Here is a 22,714-nt window from a genome sequence, read left to right as displayed (position 1 = left end):
CTATCGAAAACTCCGCCCAGGACACCGCTGAGGTGGCCTGGGCGGACTGTGATCAAGCCGACTTCTTGGCGGCCTTCTTGGCTGCTGTCTTCTTGGCTGGGGCTGCGGTCTTCTTGGCGGCGGCGGTCTTCTTGGCCGGGGCCTTCTTTGCAGCGGGGGCCTTCTTGGCGGGGGTTGCGTCGCCGTGGCCTCCGCCGCCGGTGCCGCCGGCTGCTCGGCGGGCCTTGGCTGCCTCCACGGAGGCGCGGAGGGCGGCGACCAAGTCGACTACCTCGGCGCCCTCGGTCTCCTCTTCCTCCGACTCGGCAGGCATCGGTACGCCGGCAGCCTTCGCCTCGACGACCTGCTCCAGCGCATGCCGATACTCGTCGTGGTACTGGTCCGGGTCGAACTCGCCGCGCAGGGTGTCGATGTACGACTCCGCCATCGCCTTCTCCTGCTTGCGGATCTCCACGTCCTCGTCCGGCGCCGCGAAGGAGGAGTCGCGGACCTCGTCCGGCCAGAGCATCACCTGGAGGACGAGCACGTTGTCGTGCGTGCGGAGCAGGCCGAGCGATTCGCGGGACCGCAGCGCCACCTTGACCAGCGCGTACAGCTCGGAGCCCTCGAGCGCGTCCCGGAGCAGCACGTACGGCTTGGCGCCCGGACCGCCGTCGGCAGCGAGGTAGTACGACTTGCCGAGGTAGAGCGGGTCGACCTGGTCGGCCGGCACGAACTCCAGCACGTCGATGACCTTCTTGCTCGACAGCGGCAGGTCGGCGAAGTCCTCCGGCTCGAGCACGACCATCCGGCCGTCGGCCATCTCGTAGCCCTTGCCGATATCGGAGTACGGGACCTCCTCGCCGTCGATCGAGCAGACCCGCTTGTACTTGATCCGGCCGCCGTCGGCGACGTGCACCTGACGGAAGGAGATGTCCTTCTCCTCCGTCGCCGAGAACACCTTGATCGGGATCGTCACCATCCCGAACGAGATGGCGCCCTTCCAGATCGCCTGCATCGCCATCAGCTCCCTGTCAGCTCGTCGCCCAGCACGGTCCAGTCCAGCAAGGTCAGCTCCGGAGTCTGCCGCGCGGCCCCTGGGCCGCGAGGAAATCCGGGATCTCCTGTGTCGCGTACCACAGCAGGTCTTCACCTTCGCACGAGTCGAGGGCGAAGACAGCGTCTTCATGGGCAGGATTCGCGGTATCTCCCTGCGCCACGTCCCACAGCTCCGCAGCCTTGCGGACCACCTCCACGGCGGGGTCGCCGTCCAGGTGCGCCGCAGCGACGGCCGTCCACGGGACCACCACATGCAGCTCGAGCCGCGCGTCCCCGAGTTGGACGGTGCCATCGGCCGGCGGGATCGCGCTGACGTCGCAGGCCACGACGACCCGCTTCCGCGGCGCGTCCGGGTCGGCCGCGATCAGTCCGACCGAGGCCCGGGCTGCTTGCTCCATCGCGGCGTACTCGAGCTCCTCGTCGTCCGCGGTCGCGAACCACTCGCGCAGCGCCGGCGTCACGGCGTACACGGTCTGTGGCGCCGGTCCGAACTCCCCCGCGTGACAGGCGGCGTCGAGCAGGGGAATGGTACTTGGGATGTAGATCCTCATGAGTCCGCCTTCTTGGTACTGCGAGGTTGCTGTTTTCCTTGCTTTCCCCGCCCCGCCGCCCCGGTCCGGCGACCCCGCGATGCGCGGCTCCGGCTCCCCTTGGTCGTATCCAGTAGCTCGTCGAGCGCATCCGTGACGCACTGCGCGAAGACGGCCAGGTCGGGCATCGCGGTCCGGTCCGCGTTCAGCCCGAAGGACACCTTGCCGTCGTACGACGTGACGCCCACGGACAGTCCTTGCCCCGGCATCAACGGCACCACCGGGTACGACGCGAGCATCGGCGCGCCCTGAGCGTAGAGCGGGAACTGGGGCCCGGGCACGTTGGTGATCACCACGTCGTCGATCGGCCGGACCGTCGCCGTCGCCACCCGTGCCGCGAGGGCATGCAGCGTGGTCGGCGCGAAGCCGGCGATCCCGACCAGCGAGCGGGCGCTGACGGCTCGCCCGGTGTCCTTGTGCACCTTGGTCTGGTACGAGATCTGGTGCAGCCGCATGACCGGCGAGTTCTCCCCCACCGGCAGGTTCACCGTCGAGGAGATCACCCGCGAGCCGAGCGACGTCGGCTCCTCGTCATCGTCGTCCCGGATGCTGACCGGTACTACGGCGCGCACCCCGCGAGTCGGGCTCACCGACTCGCCACGCGTCATCATCCAGGCGCGCAGCGCGCCGGCCACCACGGCCAGGATCACGTCGTTGATCGTGCCGCCGTGCATCGCCCGGACGGCCCGATAGTCCTCGAGGTCGGTCTGCACGGTCGTGAACCGGCGCTGCCCGGACGTCTTGACGTGCAGCGAGCTCTCCTGGACGTGCCGTTGCGCGACCACCGAGCCGACCACGTCCCCGAGCACCTCACGCAGGGACGTCGAGCCGGTCAGGCTCGTCATCTCGGCCCGCGCCAGCTCCAGCACCGCCGTCGGGCTCCGCGTCGCGTCGGCGAACACCCCGGCGAGCAGCTCCAGGGCCGAGGGCGGGTGGGCCGGCTGCCAGGTGTCGGTGGGGGTGTCCCGTGGGTGCGCGGTGGCATCCAGGACGACCTGACCGATGTCGACCGTGCTGTTGCCGTCGACAAGCGCTTGGTGGGACTTCGCGATGATCGCGAACCGGTCCCCTTGCAGCCCCTCGACCAGGTACATCTCCCACAGCGGCCGGGCCCGGTCGAGCCGCCGCGACATGATCCGCGCGACCAGCTCCAGCAGTTGCGCATGCGTGCCAGGCCGCGGCAGCGCGGACCGGCGTACATGGAAAGTGATGTCGAAGTCCTCGTCGTCGACCCAGATCGGCCCGGCGAACCGGCCCGGGATCTGCTGGATCCGCTGCCGGTACCGCGGCACGAAGGCGATCCGGTCCCGGATCAGCGCGACCAGGCTCTCGTAGTCGAACCCGTCGTCGCCGTGCACCGGCGGCTCGAAGATGTCCACGGTGCCGACATGCATGGGCGTGGCCGGGCTCTCGGCCTTCAGGAAGGTCAGGTCCAGCGACGTCAACCGGTCCGGCATTCGCGGGCCCTCCTTCGGCGTTGAGGTTTCGTGTTCAGTCACCCTAACCGGGTCCACGGACAGTGGGCTGCGACACTTGCTGCGAGTGGCGAACCTGGCTGTCAGCGACCGTGACACGACTGATGGTGCATAGCGGGAACACTGGGCCCTGCGCGTTCGTCAGGCAAGAGGGCGTGTCGTGCGCCCGGCAACTGAACCGACCTTTCGAAAGGCCCCTCGTCTCATGCGTTCGACGTTCTCCCGCGGTACCGCGCTCGCGCTCCTGCCCGCTCTCGGCATGCTCGTCCTGGCCGGTTGCGGCGACGACTCCAAGAGCAGTTCGAGCCCGAGCAGCAACCCGACCAGCGCGCCCACCACCGCGCCGACGTCGACGCCGACCGACACCGCCAGCAGCACCCCGGGCAGTACGCCGAACACGAAGTCCCCGTCGAACACCGCCGACCCGTCCGGTGAGACCGCGGACGTGACCATCAACGTCGTCGTTGCCAACGGCAAGGTCAACCCGAGCGGCTCGAGCATCAAGGTGAAGGCCGGCCAGACCGTGCTGGTCACCGCGACCAGCGACGCCAAGGACGAGCTGCACATCCACGGCTACGACAAGGAGCTCGAGCTGGCGCCGGGCAAGACCGCGTCGGTGAAGTTCACCGCGGACATGAAGGGCACCTTCGAGGTCGAGACGCACGAGAGCGGCAAGCTGGTCGCCAAGCTCGTCGTCTCCTGACCCGGCTGTGATGCCTCTGCTCCTGCCGCTGCACGGGATCGGTGGCCGGCAGGACCTGCCCGTACCGTTCGGGCTGGCCGTCGGCGGCGCCGGGGTGGCGATCGCGCTGTCGTTCGTCGTCCTCGGACTGGCCTGGCGCAACCCGAAGTACCGGGGTGACAAGTCCGGCAAGCCGTTGCCGGACGCAATCACCCGTACGGTCGACTCGAGCGGCTTCCGCTGGTTCGTCCGGCTGGTCGGGCTGGCGATCTTCCTGTACGCGATGGTGGCGCTGCTGTTCGGCGTGGACCGGCTGACGAACCCGATCTTCGGGTTCATCTACATCCTGGTCTGGGTCGGGCTGGTACCGATCTCGCTGCTGCTCGGCCCGGTCTGGCGCACGCTGAACCCGCTGCGCACGATCCACCTGCTGCTCAGCAAACTGCTCCGCCAGCCGCCGTCCCAGGGCCTCCTCGCGCTGCCGAAGTGGCTCGGGATGTGGCCGGCCGCGCTCGGCATCTTCGCCTTCACCTGGCTGGAGCTGGTCGCTCCGGACCGCGCCACCCAGCCGGTCCTGCAGGCGTGGCTCGCGCTGTACGTCGTGATCACGCTGTTCGGCGCTCTTTTGTTCGGTGATCGGTGGTTCTCGACGGCCGACCCGTTCGAGGTCTACGCGACGCTGATGGCGCGGCTGTCCCCCTGGGGCCGGCGCGACGACGGCAAGCTGGTCATCCGGCGCCCACTGGAGAACCTGGACGGTCTGAAGGCGCAACCAGGGCTGGTCGGCATGGTCGCGGCGCTTCTCGGCTCCACGGCGTACGACGGGTTCTCGAATTCGACGGCGTGGATCGGCTGGGCGCAGAACACCGACTACTCGATGACCACGCTCGGCACGCTCGCGCTGATCGTCTTCATCCTGTTCGTCCTGGTGACGTATTCGAGCGCGACGCTGCTCGCCGGACGGCTGTCGGACAGTTCGCGGACGGCGCTTCCCGGGTTGTTCGCGCATTCCGTAGTACCGATCGCCTTCGGGTACGTCGTTGCGCACTACCTGACCTTGTTGATCCTGGAAGGCCAGCGGACCCTCATCTACCTGAGCGACCCGCTGTCCAACGGCGCCAACATCTTCGGCACCGGCCTCCTCGGCCTCAACACGGGAATCACCAACCACAGCACGACAATCTCGGTCATCCAGGTCCTGGCCGTAGTCTCCGGCCACCTGATGGGCGTCGTCTCCGCCCACGACCGAGCAGTAGCCCTCTTCCCCCGCAACAAGGCCCTGGCCGGCCAACTCCCCTTACTGATCGTCATGGTCGGCTACACCGTCGGCGGCCTGCTCTTGCTGTTCTCCGCCTAGTACTACGCGGGCGCCGCCGCCCGACGCCGTGCTGTCAGTGGAGGGTGGCTAGTTGATCGAGGGCCACCGTCAGGTCTTGGTGGCGACCGGCGGCCAGCATCCGCTGGTAGGTGGGGTCGGTGGACGCAGCCCGGGTCATAAGAGTCAGCTGCACGGTCAGGCGTTCGGCGACGAGGTCGAGGACGTCGCTGGTAGTGCCTTGCCAGCGATACTCCCGGAGGAAGACCGACAGTCGGGACAGCCGCGAGCCGAGGTCGGTGAAGCCTTCGGCGGCGACCACGTGAGGGGCGTGCAGCGGCGTCCAGGAAAAGGCGACCCAGGCGACATCCAGCTCCTGGCGTACCGGCCCGGCCATGTCCCAGTCGACGAAGCCGACCAGTCCGTCAGCGGTCCATACCGCGTTGTACGGCGCCGCGTCGTTGTGCGCGACGATCAGGCCCGGCCGCCACACTCCTCCTTCGCGCCAGCTCGCGTCTTTCGGCGGAACGAAGTCGGCAACGGCCGCGTGGTACCGGCGCAGCCACCGCGCAACGTCCGTTAGAGCCGATGAGCTGTGTGTCCACGACGGCCAGGGCAGCGAATTCCCGACCGTCTGCCCACGCAAGAAGCTGACCGTGTCCCGCCCGTCGACGTCGATACCCAACGCCCGCGGCGCCTCCGAGAACCCAGCAGCCTCTAGATGAGCCAGTAGCGCATGAACAGATGCCGTCCAGCGGCCCGCGGTACGCCGTACCGTGCCACCGACCAATGAGGCCCCACCGTCGAACCCACCCTCCAGCCTCTGATCCACACCCACATCTTGTCAGAGGTACTACGACCGAACCGTCTAGGCAGCAGGCTGCTTGGGCAGGGACCGGCTCGTGTAGGCCAGGGCGAGGAAGGCGAGCATGCCGAGGATCAGGTGGGAGTTGCCGGGGATGGACTGCCAGAAGGTCCAGCTGAGTTCGCGGCCGTCGCGGAACGGGACCCACCAGATCGACCTGAGCACGAAGAGTCCGTACCAGAGCACGCCGGTCACTAGAGCGGGTGTGCGGCCCCACTCGCGGTGGACCGCGCGGATCAGGCTGATGCCGAGCGGGATGATCCAGACCCAGTGGTGGCTCCAGCTCACCGGCGACGCGTAGAGCACCGCCAGCGCCATCACGGAGATCGCGGTCACCCGCTCGTCGGCGAGCCAGTACTTCCGGGCCAGCCAGAGCACGGCCAGCCCGAAGATCGCCGACAGCAGGAACCACACCGGCTGCACCCAGGACGCCTCGTCACCGAGCCGGCTGAGGAACCCCATGAACGACTGGTTCGCCGTGTACGCGAGCCCGCCGACTCGGTTCGCGTTGCGGATCACCACGGTCCAGTACTCCCACGACTGGTGCGGTACGACCGCGAAACCGATCGCCATCGTCGCGAGCAGCCCGAGCACCGCGTTGCGGAACGCCCGCCACTGCTTGGTGATCAGCAGGAACGCCAGGAACGGCAGCGGCGTCAGCTTCACCCCGATCGTCACGCCGACCCAGAACCCACGCCACTTCGCATTCACCGGCCGGACCAGGTCGAGCAAGATCATTGCGGTGAGCAACAAGTTGATCTGGCCGAACTGGATCGTCTGCCAGACCGGTTCGAGCAGCAACGAAAGAACAGTCAACGCAGCCAGTACTACGATCCGCCGGTCGCGCCATTGCGCCGGGACGAGTGTCCAGGCGTCGGCGGGCAGTGCGGCCCGCCAGATCAGCGCGATGCAGAGCACCGAGATCGTCGTCCACACGACCAGCGCGACGCCCCACGGCACGACGGCCAGTGGCACCATCGCGATCGCCGCGAACGGCGGGTAGGTGAACGGCAGACCCGAGCCCGGCAGCTGCGCGTCGTACAGGGAAGCGCGGTCGAGCAGTACCGAGCCTCCCAACCGGTAGACGCGCAGGTCGATCATGCCGTCGAACAGTCCGTAGGCCCAGGCGCCGAGGGCGACGAAGGCCGCACAGCCGAGGACGGCGACGACGATCCAGCGGCGGTCGGTGCCCGGTGAAGTGTTCGGTGGGGTGGTGGTCATGGTCACGTCAGATCGACTCCGAAGAGGGTTTCCAGTTCGCGTCGCGTCTCGTCGTACGAGGTGTGCAGGATGCTGGTGATGCCGAGCTCGCGGGCGGCGACGACGTTCAGCTCGAGGTCGTCGATGAAGACGCACTCGGTCGGCCGGAGGGCGAGCCGCTGCGCCGCCAGGTGGTAGATCTCCGGCTCCGGCTTGCGCAGGTGGACCTCGCCGGAGATGACGATGTCGTCGAACATGCCGTCCCAGGTCTCCCGCGGGTAGCTGTTGCCCCAGGAGTTCGACAGCAGCGCGGTCTTGATGCCGTGGCCCCGGGCGCGGCGGATCAGCGCGGACATCTGCGGCTGGTGCTCGAAGTGCGCGAACATCCGCTCGATCAGGCCCTCCGCCTCGACCGGGCCGCCGTCCTTGCGGACCAGCATCGACGCCAGCTTGCGCTCGAAGTCGGGGACCGCGATCTGGCCGCGCTCGAGCGCGTGGATCGGGTTCACCTCGGCCTCGACCGGGCTGGCGGACAGCCAGTCGACCATCGCCCGGTAGTACGCCTCGAAGTCGAGGCCGTCCAACTCGGCCCAGCGGCCCAGTGCGTCGTCCAGACCGGAGGTGAGCACACCACCCCAGTCCACCAGCAGGCCACGGAGTACGGGCGTGTCGTCAGGCATGCGCGCAAGACTACTCAGGACATGGTCACGGGTTCCGGCCGCCCGCTCACCGGTCGTACTCGACCACCGCGTCGCCCGAGGAGGATCTGACCTTGATCGTGCGGGTGGCGGCCGGGTCGATCTTGACCTCGGCCTTCTCGTCACCGGACTTGCTGTCAGTGTCCACCTTGTACGTCTCGGCGCCCTCCGGCAGCTGTACGGAGGCGTCACCGGAGCTGGTCACCACGTCCACGGTCGTCGGCGCGGACCGGAAGCTCAGGTCGACGCTGCCCGAGCTGCTCTTGGAGGTGACCGAGCCCGAGGTCAGGCCGACCGCCTCGAGATCGCCGGACGACGACTCGAGCGTGAGGTTTCCGGACAGGTCGTGCGCCTCGATCTTGCCCGAACTCGACTCCAGCGTGGTTGCTCCGCCCAGGCCGATCACCTTGAGGTCGCCGCTGCTGCTCTTGATCGTCACGTCGAGATCCTTCGGCACCGTCACCACGTAGTCGGTGTCGCAGCCGAACGACAGGAACCCGCAGCCGGACTCGCTGATCTCCAGCTTGCCGTTGTCGTACTTGTCCTTCGGGTCCGAACCGAGGGCGTTGCGCTTGTACTTCCGGTCGACGGTGATCTCCTTGACGTCGCCGGAGTGGACCTGGAGCTCGGTCGAACTGGTCTCGATCGACAGCGCCGTGCCGACCACCGGGTAGGTCTGGTGGCTGGTCTTGGTGTCCTCGCTCAGGCTGGTCAGGGCCCAGTAGACGCCGCCCAGGATCAGGGCGACCGAGATCGCGATGCCGTAGCGGCGCTCGGTGCTCATCGTGCTGGCCGGACGGCCCTCGATATCGGACATGGCCCAACCCTGGCACATCGCCGGGGCGTTGTCGGTGGGGTTAACCCCCATCTTCAACTGAACAGATCCCTGACTACCCCGGCTGCCAGCTGCTGCATTCCCTTACGGAGCTTGCTGGATTTCGCCGCCTCCACCAGGCTCCGGCCGTGCGACAGGGCGGCGTCTGCTGCCGCCTGGTCGAAGGGGAGGAACGCGGCGGGCTCAACTCCGGCGTACCGGGTCAGGGCTTCGGTCACGGCGTCGGCCGGGGAGCTCCCGAGCGACCCTGAGCGAACCCTGTTGACCACTACCCGGGTCGTGACCGACGGTACGGCTGCCCTGAGCTCGTGCAGCGACCTGATCAGCCGGGTGAGGCCGACCGGGTCGGCCGTCCCGACCACGACCACCTCGTCGGCCTCTTCGAGCGTTGCCAGAGTGGCGCCGTTGCGGCGGGGCGCGAGCGTGTCGAAGGAGATCTCCTCGTCGCTCTCGATGCAGAAGCCCGCGTCGATCACCGTGCAGGGTGCGAGCATCCGGGCCGTCGACCAGACCGACTCGACCGCAGTGGGCCGCAGCTCGGTCCACCGGTCGGCACGACTGAGGCCGGTGAGTACTAGCTGGTTAGGTCCGACCTGCCTGGCGTGCCTGGCGAGCACGGCGACATCTAGCGAGCCGCCGCTGGCGGAGCGGGCCGCTGCGGCCAGGCCTGAGGTCTCGTCGAGCATGCCGAGCAGCTGGGCCACTGTGCCGCCGTACACATCGGCGTCGGCCAGCAATGTGGGGATTTGCCGCGCTGCGAGCTCTGCTGCAAGACCTACGGCGACCGTACTGCGGCCAGGCGCGCCAGTCGGGCCCCAGACCGCGATGACCCGGCCAGTGCCCTGACCGTAGGGCTCGGGGTTGGGCGGGGACTCGCTGTTGAACGGTACGAAGCCGCCGGCGAAATGGGAGACGGTGGCCGGCGGGCCTGACTCCACCGCGTCGATGATCGCCCGGCCGAGGTCGTCCGCGCTGACGTCAGCGGGGAGGATCCGCTCGATGCCCATCCGGCTCAGGCGGTCTTCGGCGCCCGAGGGTTCGCCGTTGTCGGAGGGGTCGACCAGGGCGACTACTGCGATGTGGCGGGCGTGGAGAGCGGCCACTGCGTCGGACGTCAACCTGGGGAGGTCTTCTGCGAGTACGACGGCTCGGGCTTGCCCGCTGGCGGCCGCGGCCATCACGTCGGCGATGTCGACGCATCGGCGGACTACCCGGATGCCGCTGGCCCGTTCGGCTCGGCGTACGACGTCTGCTTCCCAGGGCGCGCCGGTGACTGCGAGCAGTACGGGGAGGGACATCAGCTACCCCGCCGGATGAGCACGGGCTCGCCGTTGTTGAGCAGGGCCAGGGTTGCGGGCAGCTTGGTGAGGTCCTTGGCGTCGAGGGCGATCAGCACCTGCCTGCGAGCCGAGCTGCCCGATACACCCTTTACCTGGTCGACCTGTACTACGCGGACCTCCGGCCAGAGCATCCTGGCGGGCTGCTCCTTCGTGACCACCCAGACGTCGACGTGGTCGCCCACTGCGGTGTCGGACGGGAGGTGGCCGGTTGCGATCGACAATGGCAGCTCCGTGCGCTCGCTGTCCGTCTTGGGGGTCGCGGCGTCGCGCGGGACGAACTGTCCCTTGGTGACGGGCCTGGTGACGATCATGCCCTTGAGATCCGCGTCGGCGGTGACGTACTGGCTGGATGCGGCATCACTGGTGAAGCGGACGTTGACGGTGGTCAGGTCGTCGCCGGTGAGCGTCTGGCCGATCGGCAGGTCGCGCTTGGCGGCCCAGACGGCGGTGGTGTCGTCGGCTGCGGACAGCAGCTTGGCGCCGGCCAGCGCGGTGATCGCGACCAGCAGTACGCCGAGCAGCAGCCGGCCGTCCTTCCAGCGCGCCCGCCGGGTCCGCACGGTCGGCGTTGACGGCGCCGCGAACCCACTCCGCAGCACAGGACTGTCGGCCACTCGGAACTCCCCAGTTTCGATTGCATCGGTCACCAATTGATTGCGGGCGGTCGCGCTCAGTGCCCTTGGCGACCGACATTCTGCCGTGTCCGGCGGTCCGGCGTTCAACGTCATCCACAGGTCGGCGGCGCCTGGGGACAAACAGGCTCATCCGGATGCCAACCGTGGCAAACTGAAGCAACCGACTTCTTGAAGGGACCTAGCGCGTATGCCGGCACCACGCTTCCTCCAGCTGTCCGATGTCGCGGAGGTCCTGAACATCTCGGCCAACCAGGTCTACGCACTGGTCCGTCGCGGCGACATCCCGGCGGTGAAGATCGGCGGCCGCGGCCAGTGGCGGGTGGAGTCGACCGAGCTGGAGAAGTACATCGAGCGGCTCTACACCGAGACCAAGCAGTTCATCGACTCCCACCCCTTCGGCGAAGAAGCCGAGACCAGCGAAGACGCCCAGCTCTAACCCCACCCGCTCCGCCCCCACCCCGCCCCGCCCCCACCTCCGCCCCGCCCGCGTCGTTACCTCCACTTTGTGCTCGACCTGAGTGTTTGAGGCAGGCGGAAACGCTCACATCGAGCACAAAGTCGCCCGAGGTCGACGCGCTCCGGGCTGCGGCGGACGTTCGGCGTCGGGGCGGGGTTCAGCGGCGGCGGACTGCGTCCAGGGCCTGGGTGGGGACGAGGCGCGAGTTGTAGACCTCGGTACGCCGGCGTGGGGCGTCGAGTGCATGCTCTGCGATCTCGAGGAAGTCGGCGCCGACCCGGTCGATCGTGCCGGTGATCGGATTGCCGCCGCAGAACAGCGTCACCGGTGAACGGTCCCGGGCGATCCCCCGTAGCAGATGCGCGAGCCCGAGCTTGGCGGCGACAGCCCCTTCGGCCGGCTCCGCGAACGGCCCGAGCCCGTGGATCCCAGTGAGCGCGGTATCGGGGATCAGCCACTCCTCGTAGCGCTCCGCCTCCAGCAGCAAGCAGTCCTTGCCGACTCGGCTGAGCGTGCCCTGCACCGGCTCGGCATGCCTCAGCTCCACCCGAATCACCGTCCCGACGGCACCCCGCAGCCGGTCCAGCACGGTGATCTTGCCGACCTCGGCGCGGATCCGGTCCGCCACCTCGCCGTACAGATCGCCGTCCTGCAGGGCCTCGAACTGTGACTCCAGGTCCTCGAACAGGGCTTCCAGACGCATGCCGGTGAACCTACCCGGCCGAGCGGCCACTGCCACTCTCCGTCAACCTTCTTCGCACTCTGTGACACCAACTGGCCTATTTCGACTTGCCAAAGCCGGTCTAGTCAGGTCTATATTGATCAAGCCAAAGCAAACTCACGCAAACTCATAGGTTGGAGGCCAAAACGGATGAATACGACGATCCGTGGACTGAAGAGCCTGATCGCGCTAGGCGCACTGGCCGGCCTCGGCCTCCTCCTGCACTGGGTCACCGCGGGCTCGCTCGAGGCCGCCACCGCCCAAGACCTGATCTCGATGGCCTCGATCGCCATCGGCGCGGTCGCGTGGGTCGCGTACTGCTGGCTAGTAGTCGCCGTACTGGCGACGGTTCTTGAACAAGCCCCCGGCGCCATCGGCCGCAGCGCCTCCCTGGTAGCCGGCCGCATCACCTCAGCCAGCTCCCGAACCCTCCTCCGCTCCGCCTTAGGCGTGGCAGCCGTAACCCCCCTCACCATCGGCGTAGCCCACGCCACCCCCACCCCCGCCCACTCCCACCAACCCACCGCCCTAGGCACCACCGCCGATGCCGGTACCGGCGCCCGCCCCTGGGACAACGTCGAACCTCAATCCACAATCCAGCTCCGCCCCACCCCCTCACCCCACCCGCTCACCTCAAGCGCCCCCGCCTCAGCAACCGGCCAGTCCATGGCCCCCCGAGCCACGCGGACGACCGGGACGACTGGGACGCCAGCCGGAGCTCGCCCCTGGAGCGCAGTCGAGCCCCGCTCGACCGTCGAGATCACCGACGAAACCCCCACCAACTGGCGAACCCCCGAAAAGCCGTCCTCCCTCCAGCTAGCTGTCCCAACCACCCCCGCACCCCCGTCGCAAGCCCACGCCAACCAGCCACCCCAACCGGCCCAACCGGCCCCCCAGCCAACCGCCAAGCCAGCTACCCCCTCCGCCACAACGCCGGGCACTCCTGCAGCCACCAAGCCGGCCTCCCCTGCGAGCACCGGCAAACCGGAGCAACACACCAAGCCAGCAATTCGGACCAACACACCCATCAGGCAGCACACGCCCACCGACCGCATCGCAGCACCGGCCAACCCCGAACACCCCGCACCCGGCCGCACCGCCCCATCGAAGACCGCCCACCCCACGACGGCCCCCACCGATGTGCCGGCGACCGGCCACCCCTCCCCGGGACATGGCCGAGTACCCGAGACCACTCACCCCGCCACGGGCCGTACCGGAGTACCGACGAACACCCACCCGACCACCAGCCGCACCGGCGCACCGCAAACCGGCCACTCGGCCACCGGGCGTACCGGAGTACCGGCGAACACCCACCCCACCACCGACCGCCCCGGAGCGCCAGAGACCGGGCGGCGTGGCGAGGTGGCGGTGCCAGATCGGCCCACCAGCGGAGCTCCTACTCGGTACACCCACCTGCAGTCCGGCCGGCTCGCGCGCGCTGCCTCGCACGTGGTCAAAACAGACGACTCGCTGTGGACCATCGCCGCCGCCGAACTAGGCCCCCACGCATCCGACGAAGCCATCGCAGCCCGCTGGCCCCAGTGGTACGAGGCCAACCGCCAACAGATCGGCCCCAACCCCAACCACATCCTCCCCGGCCAGGTCCTCACCCCACCAGCACCCACCCACCCCGTGCCGCCAACCCACCAGGAGAAGTGACATGAGCAACCCCCCGAACCTCGCCCCCGTCCACCCCCTCCCGGCAACCGACACCACCCGAACCACCAGCGCCCAGCCGGCCGCAGCTCCCCGCCAACGCGACGCTGTCCCGCCCGCGGACTCGCCTCAGCCCGACTCCACCCGAGCAACCAACACCACCCAACCCAACGTCGCCCAGCGGGCAACAGGCGTCCGCCAAGCCAACGCTGTCCCGGCAACCGGCACCACTCAGCCCACAGGCACAGCCACCCAGCCGGCCACGGCTCCCCGCCCACGCAACGCCGTCCCGCCCGCGGACTCGCCTCAACCCAGCGCCACCCGGGCAACCAACACCACCCAGCTCACGGCTACCCACGCGGCAACGGACCCCCGCCATACCGACGGGATCCCGGCAACCAATGCGGTCTCGGCGACCGAGCTTCATCGGGCTACCGCCAGTCGGCCTGCCGGTGCGCTGGCGGCACCGCGGGCCCTCTCTGCCACCGATGCCCCTGCCACCAAGAGCGCGAGCGCCACCGTAGGAACCCGCGGCGGTGCAGCACCCGGGGTCGGCACGAAGGGTGCTCCGGGCGCGAGGGGTGCTGTTGATGCCGAAGGTGCTGCCGGCGGGGAAGGCGCAACTGGCCGGGACGGAGAGGCTGGCGGAGACCGTGCAGCCGGCCGGGACGTAGCGGCTGACGGGAAGGGCTCTGCTGGCAAAGGGGTGGTGACCGAGGAGGGTGCTGCTGGCCAGGGCGAAGCGGCTGGCCCGGACGGAGCGGCTGATGCGGACGGTGCAGTTGGCCGAGACGGAGCGGCTGGCCGGGACGTTGCAGTTGGCCGGGGTGGAGTGGTTGACGGGGATTGTGCAGGTGGCGAGGGGGTGGTGGCTGGGGGGCGTCAGCTGAGTAGTACGCCGGACGGTACTGGGGATGTGTTGGCGGTGCGGCGGCTGGCTTATGCGGCCGGGGCGGGGAGGGCGGGTGGGCCTATGACGCAGGGGGCGTTGGCGCTTCGGTATGAGGAGGTGCCGGAGCTTCATCCGGTGCCGGCTCCGCCTGTGTTGCGGTTGGTGCCTACTGGGCCGTCGTTGCCGGATGCGCATGCCTGGGCTACTCGGCTGGTGCAGGCTGTCGCTGAAGTGCTGGCTGGGGATCGGCCGATTGGGCAGTTGATTCGGTTTACCGACACGGTTGTGTTCAGCGATCTCAATCGGCGGGTTCGTGTGCTTGGGCTGACCACGACCGCGACCGGGCGCAGCTCCAAGGAACGCAGCGCGGTGCGGTCGGTTCACGTGTTCGCGCCGGCCACCGAGGTCGCTGAAGTCTCCGCCCATGTCAGGTACGGGGATCGCTCCCGGGCGATGGCGCTTCGGCTGGAGGTGCACCGAAATCGGTGGATCTGCACGGCTCTCGAACTTGGCTGACACTCGTGGCGTCATATCCGGTGCAACCCGATCGTGCACCGGCTGTCACGGAGCTGTCGTACGACTGGGCTTAGCGTTGCCAGATCGGTCAGGGGGATCGATCCAGTCCGTTCCGGGGGAACGAATGCAGAAGCGCACCACCAGCACCCTGTCCATCACGGACACCACCACAGCTGACATGCCTGCAGCACCGGACTCCACCACCACCGACCTGCTTGCAGCACCCGGCTCCACCAGCGCCGACTTGCTTGCAGCACCGGACTCCACCATGGCCGACCGGCCTGCAGCGTCGGACTCCATCACGTCCGACTTGCTTGCAGCGTCGGAGTCCACAAGCGCACTCGAAGCTGCCGATGAATTGCAGTCGGACGAGGCAGGGCGGCTGGAGACCGGCGGTGGGCTGGATGAGCGGGATGAGTTGACGCCGGCGGAATTGGCTCGGTTGTTGCCTCGGGGTGGGGGGCAACGGTGGTCGCAGCGGGTGCCTGCGCTTTATCCGGTGGCGGTTCGGTACCACCGGGTGCGGCGGCGGATCGAGTGGATGCGGTCGAGTACGGCGTACGCGCGGGACAGGCGGGCGGTGGATCTGCCGGTTCGGGTGAAGCGGCACAAGTCGTTGCTGTTGCGGCAGCTCGGGGAGACCGAGATGTGGATGCAGCACAACAAGGTGACCAACCTGAAGCTCGCCTGCGCGCAGGTCGACGGGGTGTTGATCAAGCCGGGTGAGACGTTCTCGTTCAACAAGCTGGTCGGCAATGCGACGCGGCGCAAGGGGTATGTGAAGGGCATGCGGCTGTCGAACGGCCAGGCGAAGCCCGGCATCGGCGGCGGGATCTGCCAGCTCGCGAATCTGCTGCACTGGATGGTGCTGCACTCACCGCTCACGGTGACGCAGCGGTCGAACCACAGCTTCGACCCGTTCCCGGACAAAGGCCGCGTACTGCCGTGGGGAGTCGGCTGCAGCATCGTCTACAACTATGTGGATCTGCAGTTCCGCAACGACACCGACCAGACGTTCCAGCTCCGCGTCGGGGTCGGCGAACGGTACCTGGAAGGCGAGATCCTGGCGGAGGAGTCGACGAGTTCGTCGTACCGGGTGTTCGCTCGCGGGGAGCGGTTCTTGCGGGCCGGGAGTGAGTACTTCCGTCGGAACGAGATCTGGCGCACGGTGATCGATCGTCGGACGGGTTCGCCGATCGGTGAGGAGTTGATCAAGGAGAACGTTGCCCTGGTCAAGTACATGCCGACTGGTGTGGATGTGATCGACGTCGATCTCCGGCAGTACCCGCCTGCCAGTTGATCTGATTGGCCGGTCCGAGTGGTTTCGGCCGGTAGGCGACCTTGGGCGGCGGTATCTTCGGGAGGCTTCACAGTCTCTCGGGAGAAGGATCCTGCATGTCCTCGTACGGCCCACCTGGTCAGCCGGAGCAACCACAGCAGCCGTACCCCGACCCGCCACCGTATGGGGGCCCACAGCAAGCACCCGGCCCCTACGGCCCAGGGCCGTACTCCGGTGGGCCGGGTCAATCGGGTGCTCCGGCGCAGTACCCGGGTGGACCGGGTCAACAGGGGCAGTACCCGGGTGGGACGGGTGGGTATCCGCCGGGGCCGGGGCGGCGGCGGTTGAGTGGTGTGGTGGTTGGGGTTGGGGTTGGGGTTGCGGCGATCGCCTTGGTGGTTGCTCTGCTGGTCGTGGTGGTGCTGGTGGTTAATAACCGGGGCAGCGGGGGTACTGCGCCTGCGGCTGGGCCCAACGTGGCAACGGTTGGCGGGACTACCACTGGGCAGGCGAAGGAGCTCACGGATGCCCTGACGGACAAGGGGATGGACTGCAGTGTGCGGTTCACCCTGGCCGGGGGTGGGCAGGCTGGGTGCTTCAGTTGGTCGGAGAAAGGGATCACCTCGATTGAGGTGCTCTTCCAGTACGCCGCCGACGGCACTGTGATCGGGCTCAACGCCAAGGCCGTCAGTGACGCGGACGGGGAAGCGGTGACCACGCTGCCTCGGGCGGTGGCTGCGGTTGCGCCAGTCGTGTTCGACGCGGACGGGGCCAAGGTCAAAGCAGCGGTGGCTCAGTTGGCGACGACGGATCAGGCGGAGTTCGACGGGAGCTGGGGGAAGTACAAGGTGCGGGACGGTGCCAGCGGATCGACGCTGAGTGCCGCGAAGTCCGGCGCCAATCCGCTCACCGTGCCGTCTGTGCAGATGAACACCACGCCTGCGACAGTCGCGGACGGCCTGACCGCGAAGGGATTCACCTGTACCTCCGGAGACGCGGACTGCAACGGGACCTACCGCGGCGGCAAGGGCCGGCTGTCGGTGATGACCACCACGGGGCTGCGTTCGGACGAGCTGACCTATCTGCTGGTCGGCGCGGACGACAAGGCCAAGGACGCGAACACAGCGACGACGAAGAAGGCGTTCCAGGACACGGTCGATACCGCGTTCGGGCTGGTGCAAGGCGGTGGGGTACCGGACGTGAAGAAGTGGATCGGTGAGCACCTCGACGGCCACTCCCACAGTGCGTACGTCGGCGGCTGGCGGGTCGATCTCAAAGTCACCTACGACTCCCCCTTCGGCGCCCAGAACGTCCCGACGTACTACCGCGCGATCACCTTCACCGACACCCTCTGGACCGTCCCGTCGTGAAAATGTCGGTGCCGGGTTGCAGACTCGGGCTGTGGGATTGGACGTAGGGGTTTACCGGGAGCGGGCGGCGACGCTGCCCGGTGCTGTGTTGTGGACCCGTACTGCCGATGGCGACGCGTATCGGGTGTTGCCCGACGGCTGCATGGACCTGCTCTGGATCGAGGGCGAACTGGCGGTAGCTGGGCCTGACAGCCATGCGCATGTGGGCGCCGCCGAGGCGGGGATCCGGATTGCTGGGTTGAGGTTTGCGCCGGGGACAGCGCCGGGGTTTTTCGGAGTACCGGCTCGGGAGGTGCTGGATTCGCTCGTACCGTTGGCCGACATCTGGTCGCCGGGGCGGAGTCGGCGGCTGGCTGATCGGATCGGGCGGGCTGCCGATCCGGGGCTGGCGTTGGAGGAGGCGGCGGGTGGGCTGTTCGATCAGGCGCCTGATCGGTTGGTGGGTCAGGTGCTGCGGGGCGTTCGGCGCGGGGTCGGAGTACGGGCTCTGGCTGGGAGCGTGGGGTTGAGTGAGCGGCAGTTGTATCGGCGGTGCCTGGATGCGTTCGGGTATGGGCCGAAGATGCTGGATCGGGTACTGCGGCTGAATCTCGCGCTGGAGCGGGCGCGGGCGGGGCTGTCGCTCGCGGAGGTGGCGGCGCGGACCGGGTACGCGGATCAGGCGCACTTCACCCGCGACGTGAAGGCGTTGGCCGGGGTGCCACCACGGACTCTGCTGGCCTGACAATCGCTCCATGAGCCTTTCGCGCGAGCCGGGAACTGCCACGACGCTCCGCCACAACCCACTGAACGCAGTCACCGCAACCGTCGAACGCATCACCCACGAAGACGGCAGCACGTACATCCGCAAGGAACTCCGCCAGCCTGTGCAAGAGGCGGGCGCGGCGGGGGTGGATGAGGAGCGGCCGCGATCGGCCCCGGGTGGGGCGGAATCGGGCGCAGCGGGGCCGGGTTCGGGAGCGGGCGGGGCGACGTCGGGCGCTGCGGGGCCGGGAGCGGGTGCGGGAGCGGGCGGGGCGACGTCGGGCGCTGCGGGGCCGGGAGCGGGTGCGGGAGCGGGTGGGACGACGTCGGGCGCTGCGGGGCCGGGAGCGGGTGCGGGAGCGGGTGGGACGACGTCGGGCGCTGCGGGGGCGGGTGTTCGGTCTTGGGCGGCGTCTACGGATCCTCGGCATTGGAACTACTGGCGGCGGGAGGCTGATGTCTACCTGGACGATGAGGTGCGTGCGCAGTTGCTTGGCACTGGGTTGGTGTTGCCAGGGGGCGAGGTTGAGGAGGTTGACGGGGGTGCGGTGCTTTACCTGGAGGACGTGGCTGGACGGGCGGGCACGGAGTTCGGGCTGGAGGATCATGCTGCGTTGGCTCGGGCTGTTGGGCGGTGGCAGGCTCGGCCGGCGGTGGTACGTCCGTGGACGTCGGTTGGGTTTTTGCGGGAGTACTCGACTACTCGTGAGGTTCCGTGGAACTTGCTGTACGACGATGCGGCGTGGAGGCAGCCGTTGGTGGCTGAGAACTGGCCGGCGGGGCTTCGGGAGGGGTGGGAGCGGGTCGTTGCTCAGCGGGACGAGTTGTTGACGATCGTCGAGCAGGCGCCGCGGGCTGGGTGTCATCTGGATCTGTGGGTGTGCAATGCGATCCGGCGAGAGGATGGCGAGATCGCCTTGCTGGATTGGGCTTTCTGTGGGGATGGAGCGCTTAGGGAGGACATCGGGAACCACATTCCCGACGCGGTCTTCGATCTGTTCTGGCCGGCTGAGCGGTTGCCTGAGCTGGCCGAGACCTGCATCGAGAGCTATCTCGAGGGGCTTCGGGAAGGTGGCTGGCGAGGCGAGGCGGACGTCGTACGACGGGCTGTGATGGCGGCGGCCGTCAAGTACGCCTGGCTCCTGCCCGGGTTGCTCGGGCGGGCGTCCGACTCGTCTCACAAGGCTTATCACCAGGAGGCTGACAGCCGGCAGCTCTTTCAGCAGCGGGGGATCGCGCTGAAGTTCGTTGCCGACTGGTGTGCTGAGGCGCTCAAAGGATGACGGTGAAGCCTCCGGCTTGGACGGGGGCGTTGAAGGTCCGCGCCGTGGTGGTGAAGCGGGTTTTGAGGGCACCGGACTTGTCGTAGGCGGAGACGGTACTGCGGCGGGCGGATCCGACGGTTACCGCGTGCGAGCGCGGGTGGGTGTCCACGCTCGTGAGCAGGATCGCCGAGGACAGTTGGAGCCGGGAGATCAAAGGCAAAAGCAGAACTGCGTCCACGCGCAGGGTGGTGGGGGCGCTGGAGGTCGGGGCGGCCGTTGCGCTTGCGGTGAGGTTGGTGGCACCCGCCGGGAGGTACGTGGGGAGGGTGCGTGGGAGTAGGGCGCCGGGGGCGGCGGAAACGCCTTGGGGGCCGCCGGCGCCGTGGTTGATGGTGCCCAGGGGGTGGGCGTTGGCAGTCCAAGTAGTTCGGCCGACTTGGCGGTCTGGTACCACGTCGACGATGGGTAGAGCCAGTTGCGGCTGATCACTTGCGGGGAGAGTCCATTGGGCTGTGCTGCCGGCGGGGAAGGCTACGTAGGAGTTGTTGCTCCATTGGGATTCGCCGGTCCAGGGGGACGGCGGAGTGACGACTGTTGCGCCGTTGGAGAGCACCCCCGACTCGGCTTCGACCGTGTGTAGGCCGGCCAGGGTGCGGGTGGCGGGGCCCAGGGTCCGCGCCTGGGCAGCCACAGTCGGGTGGGCATCCAGAGCCAGCATGGAGAGTAGGCCGTGGATGGTGGATTCGGCGCCGGAGTTGCGGTTGACGACTCCTTCGGCGGAGATGCCGTCGTACGTCCGGCCGGTCACCGTGTCGTACATGGCGGTGCCGGCGCGGTTCGCGCCGAAGTACCAGGCTCCGACGAAGGCGGCGACCTGGCGGAGGCCGGGGCGGTTGGCCGCGGATGCGACTCCGAGTAGTGCTTGCAGTCGCGCATCAACGCCATAAGCGATCTGAGTCCGGTCGATCGGCGCAGGGAGCCAGCCGTTGTCGGGACCGCCCGCGGTCATGAGCAGCGGGGTGAAGCCGGCCGCGTCGCCGATGGCGGGGTCGAGGAGGCGCGGCTTGCGGAGTACGGACGAGGCGGCGGCCAGGGCGGAGGGCATCTGGGCGCCCCAGGCGTGCCAATCAGAGATCGATTCGCCCCACGGGAGCAGCGCACGGAACGGCCAGGTCTGGGTGTCCCCGGCAGCCATAGCCGCCACCGCTTCAGCGAAGCGCTCCAGCGCACGCCGTGCTCGGGCAGAACCGCCGCCCGCACCCACATAGGCAGCCAGCCCGAGCACTGCCTCGGAGGTGGCGTCGGCGCCGGCCACGATTAGCCACGCCGGTACGCGGCGGCCGTCGACGACGTTCCAGGTGCCGTAGTGGACCAGTACCTGTCGTTCTAGGGCAGCGATAGCCAACTCGAGTCGCTGACGGAGGAAGGCAGCAAACCCGGGGTCAACCGACTTGAAGACGGCATAGCCCTCCCCCAGCGCCCAGACCGTGCGGGCCAGCCAGTACGCCGGACCTGAGTCCGATGGGTCAGGCAGCTCCACCGGGTCGGCACTGGGGTTGAGCGTGCCGTCCGGCTGCATCCACAGCACCACATTGCCGGCGTTAGCCCCGGTAGCCGTCTGCAGGAACGTCAACCCGCGCAACAGCCCGTACGCCGCGGCCCGGCTGTGGGCGTCGCCGCGGAGCTTGAAGTGACGCAGGTAGACGACGGCGGCCCGGGCTAGGTCGTCGGCGTTGAAGGCGCCTTGGCCGTAGGTGTTGGTGGCAGGGTCGTATGCGCCGCCACCGACGCGGGCATAGGAGCCATCGTCGCGGTGGTCCGCATAGGTCCACAACACGCCCACCGGGCCCGACCCGTAGGTCGAGTGGCCAGCAGCCAAAGGCGGTGAGACGACAGCACCGAGGTAGTCGAGATGGGCAAGGTTCGTGAGGCCAGACGACGCAACTGCCGCGCCAGACAGAGCAGCACCGGCAGGAGCGGAGGTGGAGGCAGCGGTTGAAGCGCTGGCGGCAGCGCCAGTAGCAGTAACAGCGGCGGCGGCGAGGGATCCGCCGAGAACGGTGCGGCGGGTGACGGTCATGTCAATCGATCCAGTCTGGCAACACCGATCTTCGCGTCGGCCATGCCGTAGAAGACGTAGTGGACACCGTCGACCTCTTCGATGGCGGTGGGGAAAACAACGTTGCCGACCGTGCCGATCCGCTCTTCCTCGGTCTCCGGCACCAGGATCGGTTCGGCCGTACGATCCAGCACCCGCGTCACATCCAGCGGATCCAGCAAAAGCGCACCGGCCGCATAGCTGACCTTCTGCGTCGTCGGGTCGAATCCCTGCGGCTGCTCCCCCGTCACCCCGTGATGGATCACGAGCCACCCCTCCGGCACCCGCAGCGGCGCCGGCCCCGCGCCGATCTTGAGCTCCTCAAAAGCAAACTCCGACATCGCCACCAGGGTGTGCGACCGCAGATGCACGAGGTTCCGCAGATCACGCTCGACCTCCGAGACGGGCACGAACGACACCCAGATCCCCGGCCGGTCGTCAGTCACCCCAGCCGGCAGATGCACGCCCTCCCCTTCGCGGAACCACCCGAGATCCCACATCGGCCGATGCAGCATCGAGTAGCAAGGCGTCCCATCCGGCCCAGGCACCGGCTCAGGAAAGAACACCGTGTCCTTGTTCGGGAACAGGTTCAGATCCGTGTCCAGCGAAGCCTGGTACTCGAAGTGCAGCGGCCCCAACCGGGTCCACGTCCGGAGGTCCTCCGACACCGCCAACGCCGGCTTCGGCCCCAGGGGCCCATAGGCGACATACGTCATCACATGCTTGCCCAGCGACGGAATCCACGTCACCCGCGGATCCTCCACCCCGGCGTTGTTGAGCCCACGCTCCCAACCCTCGTCAGGAGCCAGTACTACGCCCTCGCGCTCAACCCCCGTCGGTACACCATCAGTCAGTACCACCGAAGCCAGCCCGACCCGCGACACGTTGCCTGGGGCAACCAATCGCGGCAGCAGGTACAACCGTCCGTCAGGCGTGTGGCCGGAAGCCGGGTTGAGCACACCCTCGGACTCGAGAGAGTTACCCGGCTCCGGCGTCATCACGACACCGAGACGCGTCAATGTATAGGGAACAGTCACAGCGGA

Annotated in this window: 22 protein-coding genes; 10 read left to right on the top strand and 12 right to left on the bottom strand. The window is 68.3% G+C overall.

Features of this window, described 5'->3' with window-relative positions; translation table 11 throughout:
* Positions 1–52: 52 nt before the first annotated feature.
* Genes ku through OHA70_RS20485 form a run of 3 tightly spaced genes read right to left on the bottom strand, consistent with a single transcriptional unit; the run spans position 53 to position 3,085 of the window.
* The gene (ku, locus tag OHA70_RS20495) at positions 53–997 is read right to left on the bottom strand and encodes a non-homologous end joining protein Ku (protein WP_328334963.1); all 945 of its coding nucleotides are present in this window, start codon (positions 995–997) and stop codon (positions 53–55) included.
* Between the two features lie 52 nt (positions 998–1,049).
* Positions 1,050–1,589 (bottom strand): DUF6912 family protein, encoded by a 540-nt coding sequence (locus OHA70_RS20490; protein WP_328334961.1) that lies wholly within the window; start codon positions 1,587–1,589, stop codon positions 1,050–1,052.
* Positions 1,586–3,085, bottom strand: coding sequence for a WS/DGAT/MGAT family O-acyltransferase (locus OHA70_RS20485; RefSeq protein WP_328334959.1), 1,500 nt, complete (start codon positions 3,083–3,085; stop codon positions 1,586–1,588). Before OHA70_RS20485 ends, OHA70_RS20490 begins: the two co-directional genes overlap by 4 nt.
* A gap of 223 nt (positions 3,086–3,308) precedes the next feature.
* Between OHA70_RS20485 and OHA70_RS20480 the strand changes: the two genes are divergently transcribed.
* Together OHA70_RS20480 and OHA70_RS20475 are read left to right on the top strand one after the other, a co-directional pair.
* Positions 3,309–3,806 carry a cupredoxin domain-containing protein gene (locus OHA70_RS20480; protein WP_328334957.1) on the top strand — a complete coding sequence of 166 codons (498 nt, stop codon included), beginning with the start codon at positions 3,309–3,311 and terminating at the stop codon, positions 3,804–3,806.
* Between the two features lie 10 nt (positions 3,807–3,816).
* The gene (locus tag OHA70_RS20475) at positions 3,817–5,142 is read left to right on the top strand and encodes a hypothetical protein (RefSeq protein WP_328334955.1); all 1,326 of its coding nucleotides are present in this window, start codon (positions 3,817–3,819) and stop codon (positions 5,140–5,142) included.
* 34 nt (positions 5,143–5,176) lie between these two features.
* Here the strand turns inward: OHA70_RS20475 and OHA70_RS20470 are convergent, their stop codons facing one another.
* From OHA70_RS20470 to OHA70_RS20445, 6 genes are read right to left on the bottom strand one after another with little or no spacing between them, the layout of a single operon-like run.
* The gene (locus OHA70_RS20470) at positions 5,177–5,932 is read right to left on the bottom strand and encodes a phosphotransferase (RefSeq protein ID WP_328334953.1); all 756 of its coding nucleotides are present in this window, start codon (positions 5,930–5,932) and stop codon (positions 5,177–5,179) included.
* Between the two features lie 36 nt (positions 5,933–5,968).
* Positions 5,969–7,186, bottom strand: a complete 1,218-nt coding sequence (locus OHA70_RS20465) for a glycosyltransferase 87 family protein (protein WP_328335172.1) — start codon at positions 7,184–7,186, stop codon at positions 5,969–5,971.
* Positions 7,187–7,188: 2 nt separating this feature from the next.
* Positions 7,189–7,845, bottom strand: a complete 657-nt coding sequence (locus tag OHA70_RS20460) for an HAD family hydrolase (protein WP_328334951.1) — start codon at positions 7,843–7,845, stop codon at positions 7,189–7,191.
* Positions 7,846–7,891: 46 nt separating this feature from the next.
* A complete protein-coding gene (locus tag OHA70_RS20455; protein WP_328334949.1) occupies positions 7,892–8,680 on the bottom strand; it encodes a DUF4097 family beta strand repeat-containing protein in 789 nt (262 codons plus the stop codon).
* Positions 8,681–8,733: 53 nt separating this feature from the next.
* Complete coding sequence (locus OHA70_RS20450; protein WP_328334947.1) at positions 8,734–9,996, bottom strand: AAA family ATPase; 1,263 nt, start codon at positions 9,994–9,996, stop codon at positions 8,734–8,736.
* On the bottom strand, positions 9,996–10,652 hold the full coding sequence (locus OHA70_RS20445) for an SAF domain-containing protein (protein ID WP_328334945.1): 657 nt from the start codon (positions 10,650–10,652) through the stop codon (positions 9,996–9,998). The genes OHA70_RS20450 and OHA70_RS20445 overlap by 1 nt, the downstream gene beginning before the upstream one ends.
* Before the next feature lie 208 nt (positions 10,653–10,860).
* Here OHA70_RS20445 and OHA70_RS20440 point away from each other — a divergent pair, with 208 nt between their 5' ends.
* Positions 10,861–11,109, top strand: coding sequence for a helix-turn-helix domain-containing protein (locus OHA70_RS20440; RefSeq protein WP_270132978.1), 249 nt, complete (start codon positions 10,861–10,863; stop codon positions 11,107–11,109).
* Positions 11,110–11,287: 178 nt separating this feature from the next.
* Here the strand turns inward: OHA70_RS20440 and OHA70_RS20435 are convergent, their stop codons facing one another.
* The gene (locus OHA70_RS20435; protein ID WP_328334939.1) at positions 11,288–11,833 is read right to left on the bottom strand and encodes a hypothetical protein; all 546 of its coding nucleotides are present in this window, start codon (positions 11,831–11,833) and stop codon (positions 11,288–11,290) included.
* A gap of 168 nt (positions 11,834–12,001) precedes the next feature.
* Here OHA70_RS20435 and OHA70_RS20430 point away from each other — a divergent pair, with 168 nt between their 5' ends.
* The 7 genes from OHA70_RS20430 to OHA70_RS20405 all read left to right on the top strand — a co-directional run bounded on the left by OHA70_RS20430 (position 12,002) and on the right by OHA70_RS20405 (position 19,591).
* Positions 12,002–13,510, top strand: coding sequence for a LysM peptidoglycan-binding domain-containing protein (locus OHA70_RS20430; RefSeq protein ID WP_328334938.1), 1,509 nt, complete (start codon positions 12,002–12,004; stop codon positions 13,508–13,510).
* Between the two features lie 719 nt (positions 13,511–14,229).
* Positions 14,230–14,397, top strand: a complete 168-nt coding sequence (locus OHA70_RS20425; protein ID WP_328334936.1) for a hypothetical protein — start codon at positions 14,230–14,232, stop codon at positions 14,395–14,397.
* Between the two features lie 83 nt (positions 14,398–14,480).
* On the top strand, positions 14,481–14,915 hold the full coding sequence (locus OHA70_RS39790; protein ID WP_442913897.1) for an Rv3235 family protein: 435 nt from the start codon (positions 14,481–14,483) through the stop codon (positions 14,913–14,915).
* A gap of 124 nt (positions 14,916–15,039) precedes the next feature.
* Positions 15,040–16,215 (top strand): VanW family protein, encoded by a 1,176-nt coding sequence (locus tag OHA70_RS20420; protein ID WP_328334934.1) that lies wholly within the window; start codon positions 15,040–15,042, stop codon positions 16,213–16,215.
* A gap of 95 nt (positions 16,216–16,310) precedes the next feature.
* The gene (locus OHA70_RS20415) at positions 16,311–17,564 is read left to right on the top strand and encodes a hypothetical protein (RefSeq protein WP_328334932.1); all 1,254 of its coding nucleotides are present in this window, start codon (positions 16,311–16,313) and stop codon (positions 17,562–17,564) included.
* A 31-nt stretch (positions 17,565–17,595) separates the two neighbouring features.
* On the top strand, positions 17,596–18,288 hold the full coding sequence (locus OHA70_RS20410) for an AraC family transcriptional regulator (RefSeq protein ID WP_328334930.1): 693 nt from the start codon (positions 17,596–17,598) through the stop codon (positions 18,286–18,288).
* Between the two features lie 10 nt (positions 18,289–18,298).
* On the top strand, positions 18,299–19,591 hold the full coding sequence (locus OHA70_RS20405; protein ID WP_328334928.1) for an aminoglycoside phosphotransferase: 1,293 nt from the start codon (positions 18,299–18,301) through the stop codon (positions 19,589–19,591).
* On the opposite strand, the gene OHA70_RS20400 is transcribed toward OHA70_RS20405, so the two are convergent.
* Entirely contained in the window at positions 19,581–21,653 is a 2,073-nt protein-coding gene (locus OHA70_RS20400) for a hypothetical protein (protein ID WP_328334926.1), read from the bottom strand. The two genes, OHA70_RS20405 and OHA70_RS20400, sit on opposite strands and share 11 nt — an antisense overlap.
* Positions 21,650–22,708, bottom strand: coding sequence for a glycoside hydrolase family 130 protein (locus tag OHA70_RS20395; protein WP_328334924.1), 1,059 nt, complete (start codon positions 22,706–22,708; stop codon positions 21,650–21,652). Before OHA70_RS20395 ends, OHA70_RS20400 begins: the two co-directional genes overlap by 4 nt.
* Positions 22,709–22,714: the final 6 nt, after the last annotated feature.

The sequence above is a fragment of the Kribbella sp. NBC_00382 genome, from assembly GCF_036067295.1.
In the GTDB taxonomy this organism is placed as follows: Bacteria; Actinomycetota; Actinomycetes; order Propionibacteriales; family Kribbellaceae; genus Kribbella.
This window is presented reverse-complemented; position numbering and strand designations above follow the sequence as displayed.

What these genes read in the sequence shown, in the direction of transcription:
- ku (WP_328334963.1), bottom strand. Translation starts at nt 997, where the DNA reads ATGCAGGCGATCTGGAAGGGCGCCATCTCGTTCGGGATGGTGACGATC.
- OHA70_RS20490 (WP_328334961.1), bottom strand. Translation starts at nt 1,589, where the DNA reads ATGAGGATCTACATCCCAAGTACCATTCCCCTGCTCGACGCCGCCTGT.
- OHA70_RS20485 (WP_328334959.1), bottom strand. Translation starts at nt 3,085, where the DNA reads ATGCCGGACCGGTTGACGTCGCTGGACCTGACCTTCCTGAAGGCCGAG.
- OHA70_RS20480 (WP_328334957.1), top strand. Translation starts at nt 3,309, where the DNA reads ATGCGTTCGACGTTCTCCCGCGGTACCGCGCTCGCGCTCCTGCCCGCT.
- OHA70_RS20475 (WP_328334955.1), top strand. Translation starts at nt 3,817, where the DNA reads ATGCCTCTGCTCCTGCCGCTGCACGGGATCGGTGGCCGGCAGGACCTG.
- OHA70_RS20465 (WP_328335172.1), bottom strand. Translation starts at nt 7,186, where the DNA reads ATGACCACCACCCCACCGAACACTTCACCGGGCACCGACCGCCGCTGG.
- OHA70_RS20460 (WP_328334951.1), bottom strand. Translation starts at nt 7,845, where the DNA reads ATGCCTGACGACACGCCCGTACTCCGTGGCCTGCTGGTGGACTGGGGT.
- OHA70_RS20455 (WP_328334949.1), bottom strand. Translation starts at nt 8,680, where the DNA reads ATGTCCGATATCGAGGGCCGTCCGGCCAGCACGATGAGCACCGAGCGC.
- OHA70_RS20450 (WP_328334947.1), bottom strand. Translation starts at nt 9,996, where the DNA reads ATGTCCCTCCCCGTACTGCTCGCAGTCACCGGCGCGCCCTGGGAAGCA.
- OHA70_RS20440 (WP_270132978.1), top strand. Translation starts at nt 10,861, where the DNA reads ATGCCGGCACCACGCTTCCTCCAGCTGTCCGATGTCGCGGAGGTCCTG.
- OHA70_RS20435 (WP_328334939.1), bottom strand. Translation starts at nt 11,833, where the DNA reads ATGCGTCTGGAAGCCCTGTTCGAGGACCTGGAGTCACAGTTCGAGGCC.
- OHA70_RS20430 (WP_328334938.1), top strand. Translation starts at nt 12,002, where the DNA reads ATGAATACGACGATCCGTGGACTGAAGAGCCTGATCGCGCTAGGCGCA.
- OHA70_RS39790 (WP_442913897.1), top strand. Translation starts at nt 14,481, where the DNA reads ATGACGCAGGGGGCGTTGGCGCTTCGGTATGAGGAGGTGCCGGAGCTT.
- OHA70_RS20420 (WP_328334934.1), top strand. Translation starts at nt 15,040, where the DNA reads ATGCAGAAGCGCACCACCAGCACCCTGTCCATCACGGACACCACCACA.
- OHA70_RS20415 (WP_328334932.1), top strand. Translation starts at nt 16,311, where the DNA reads ATGTCCTCGTACGGCCCACCTGGTCAGCCGGAGCAACCACAGCAGCCG.
- OHA70_RS20405 (WP_328334928.1), top strand. Translation starts at nt 18,299, where the DNA reads ATGAGCCTTTCGCGCGAGCCGGGAACTGCCACGACGCTCCGCCACAAC.
- OHA70_RS20400 (WP_328334926.1), bottom strand. Translation starts at nt 21,653, where the DNA reads ATGACCGTCACCCGCCGCACCGTTCTCGGCGGATCCCTCGCCGCCGCC.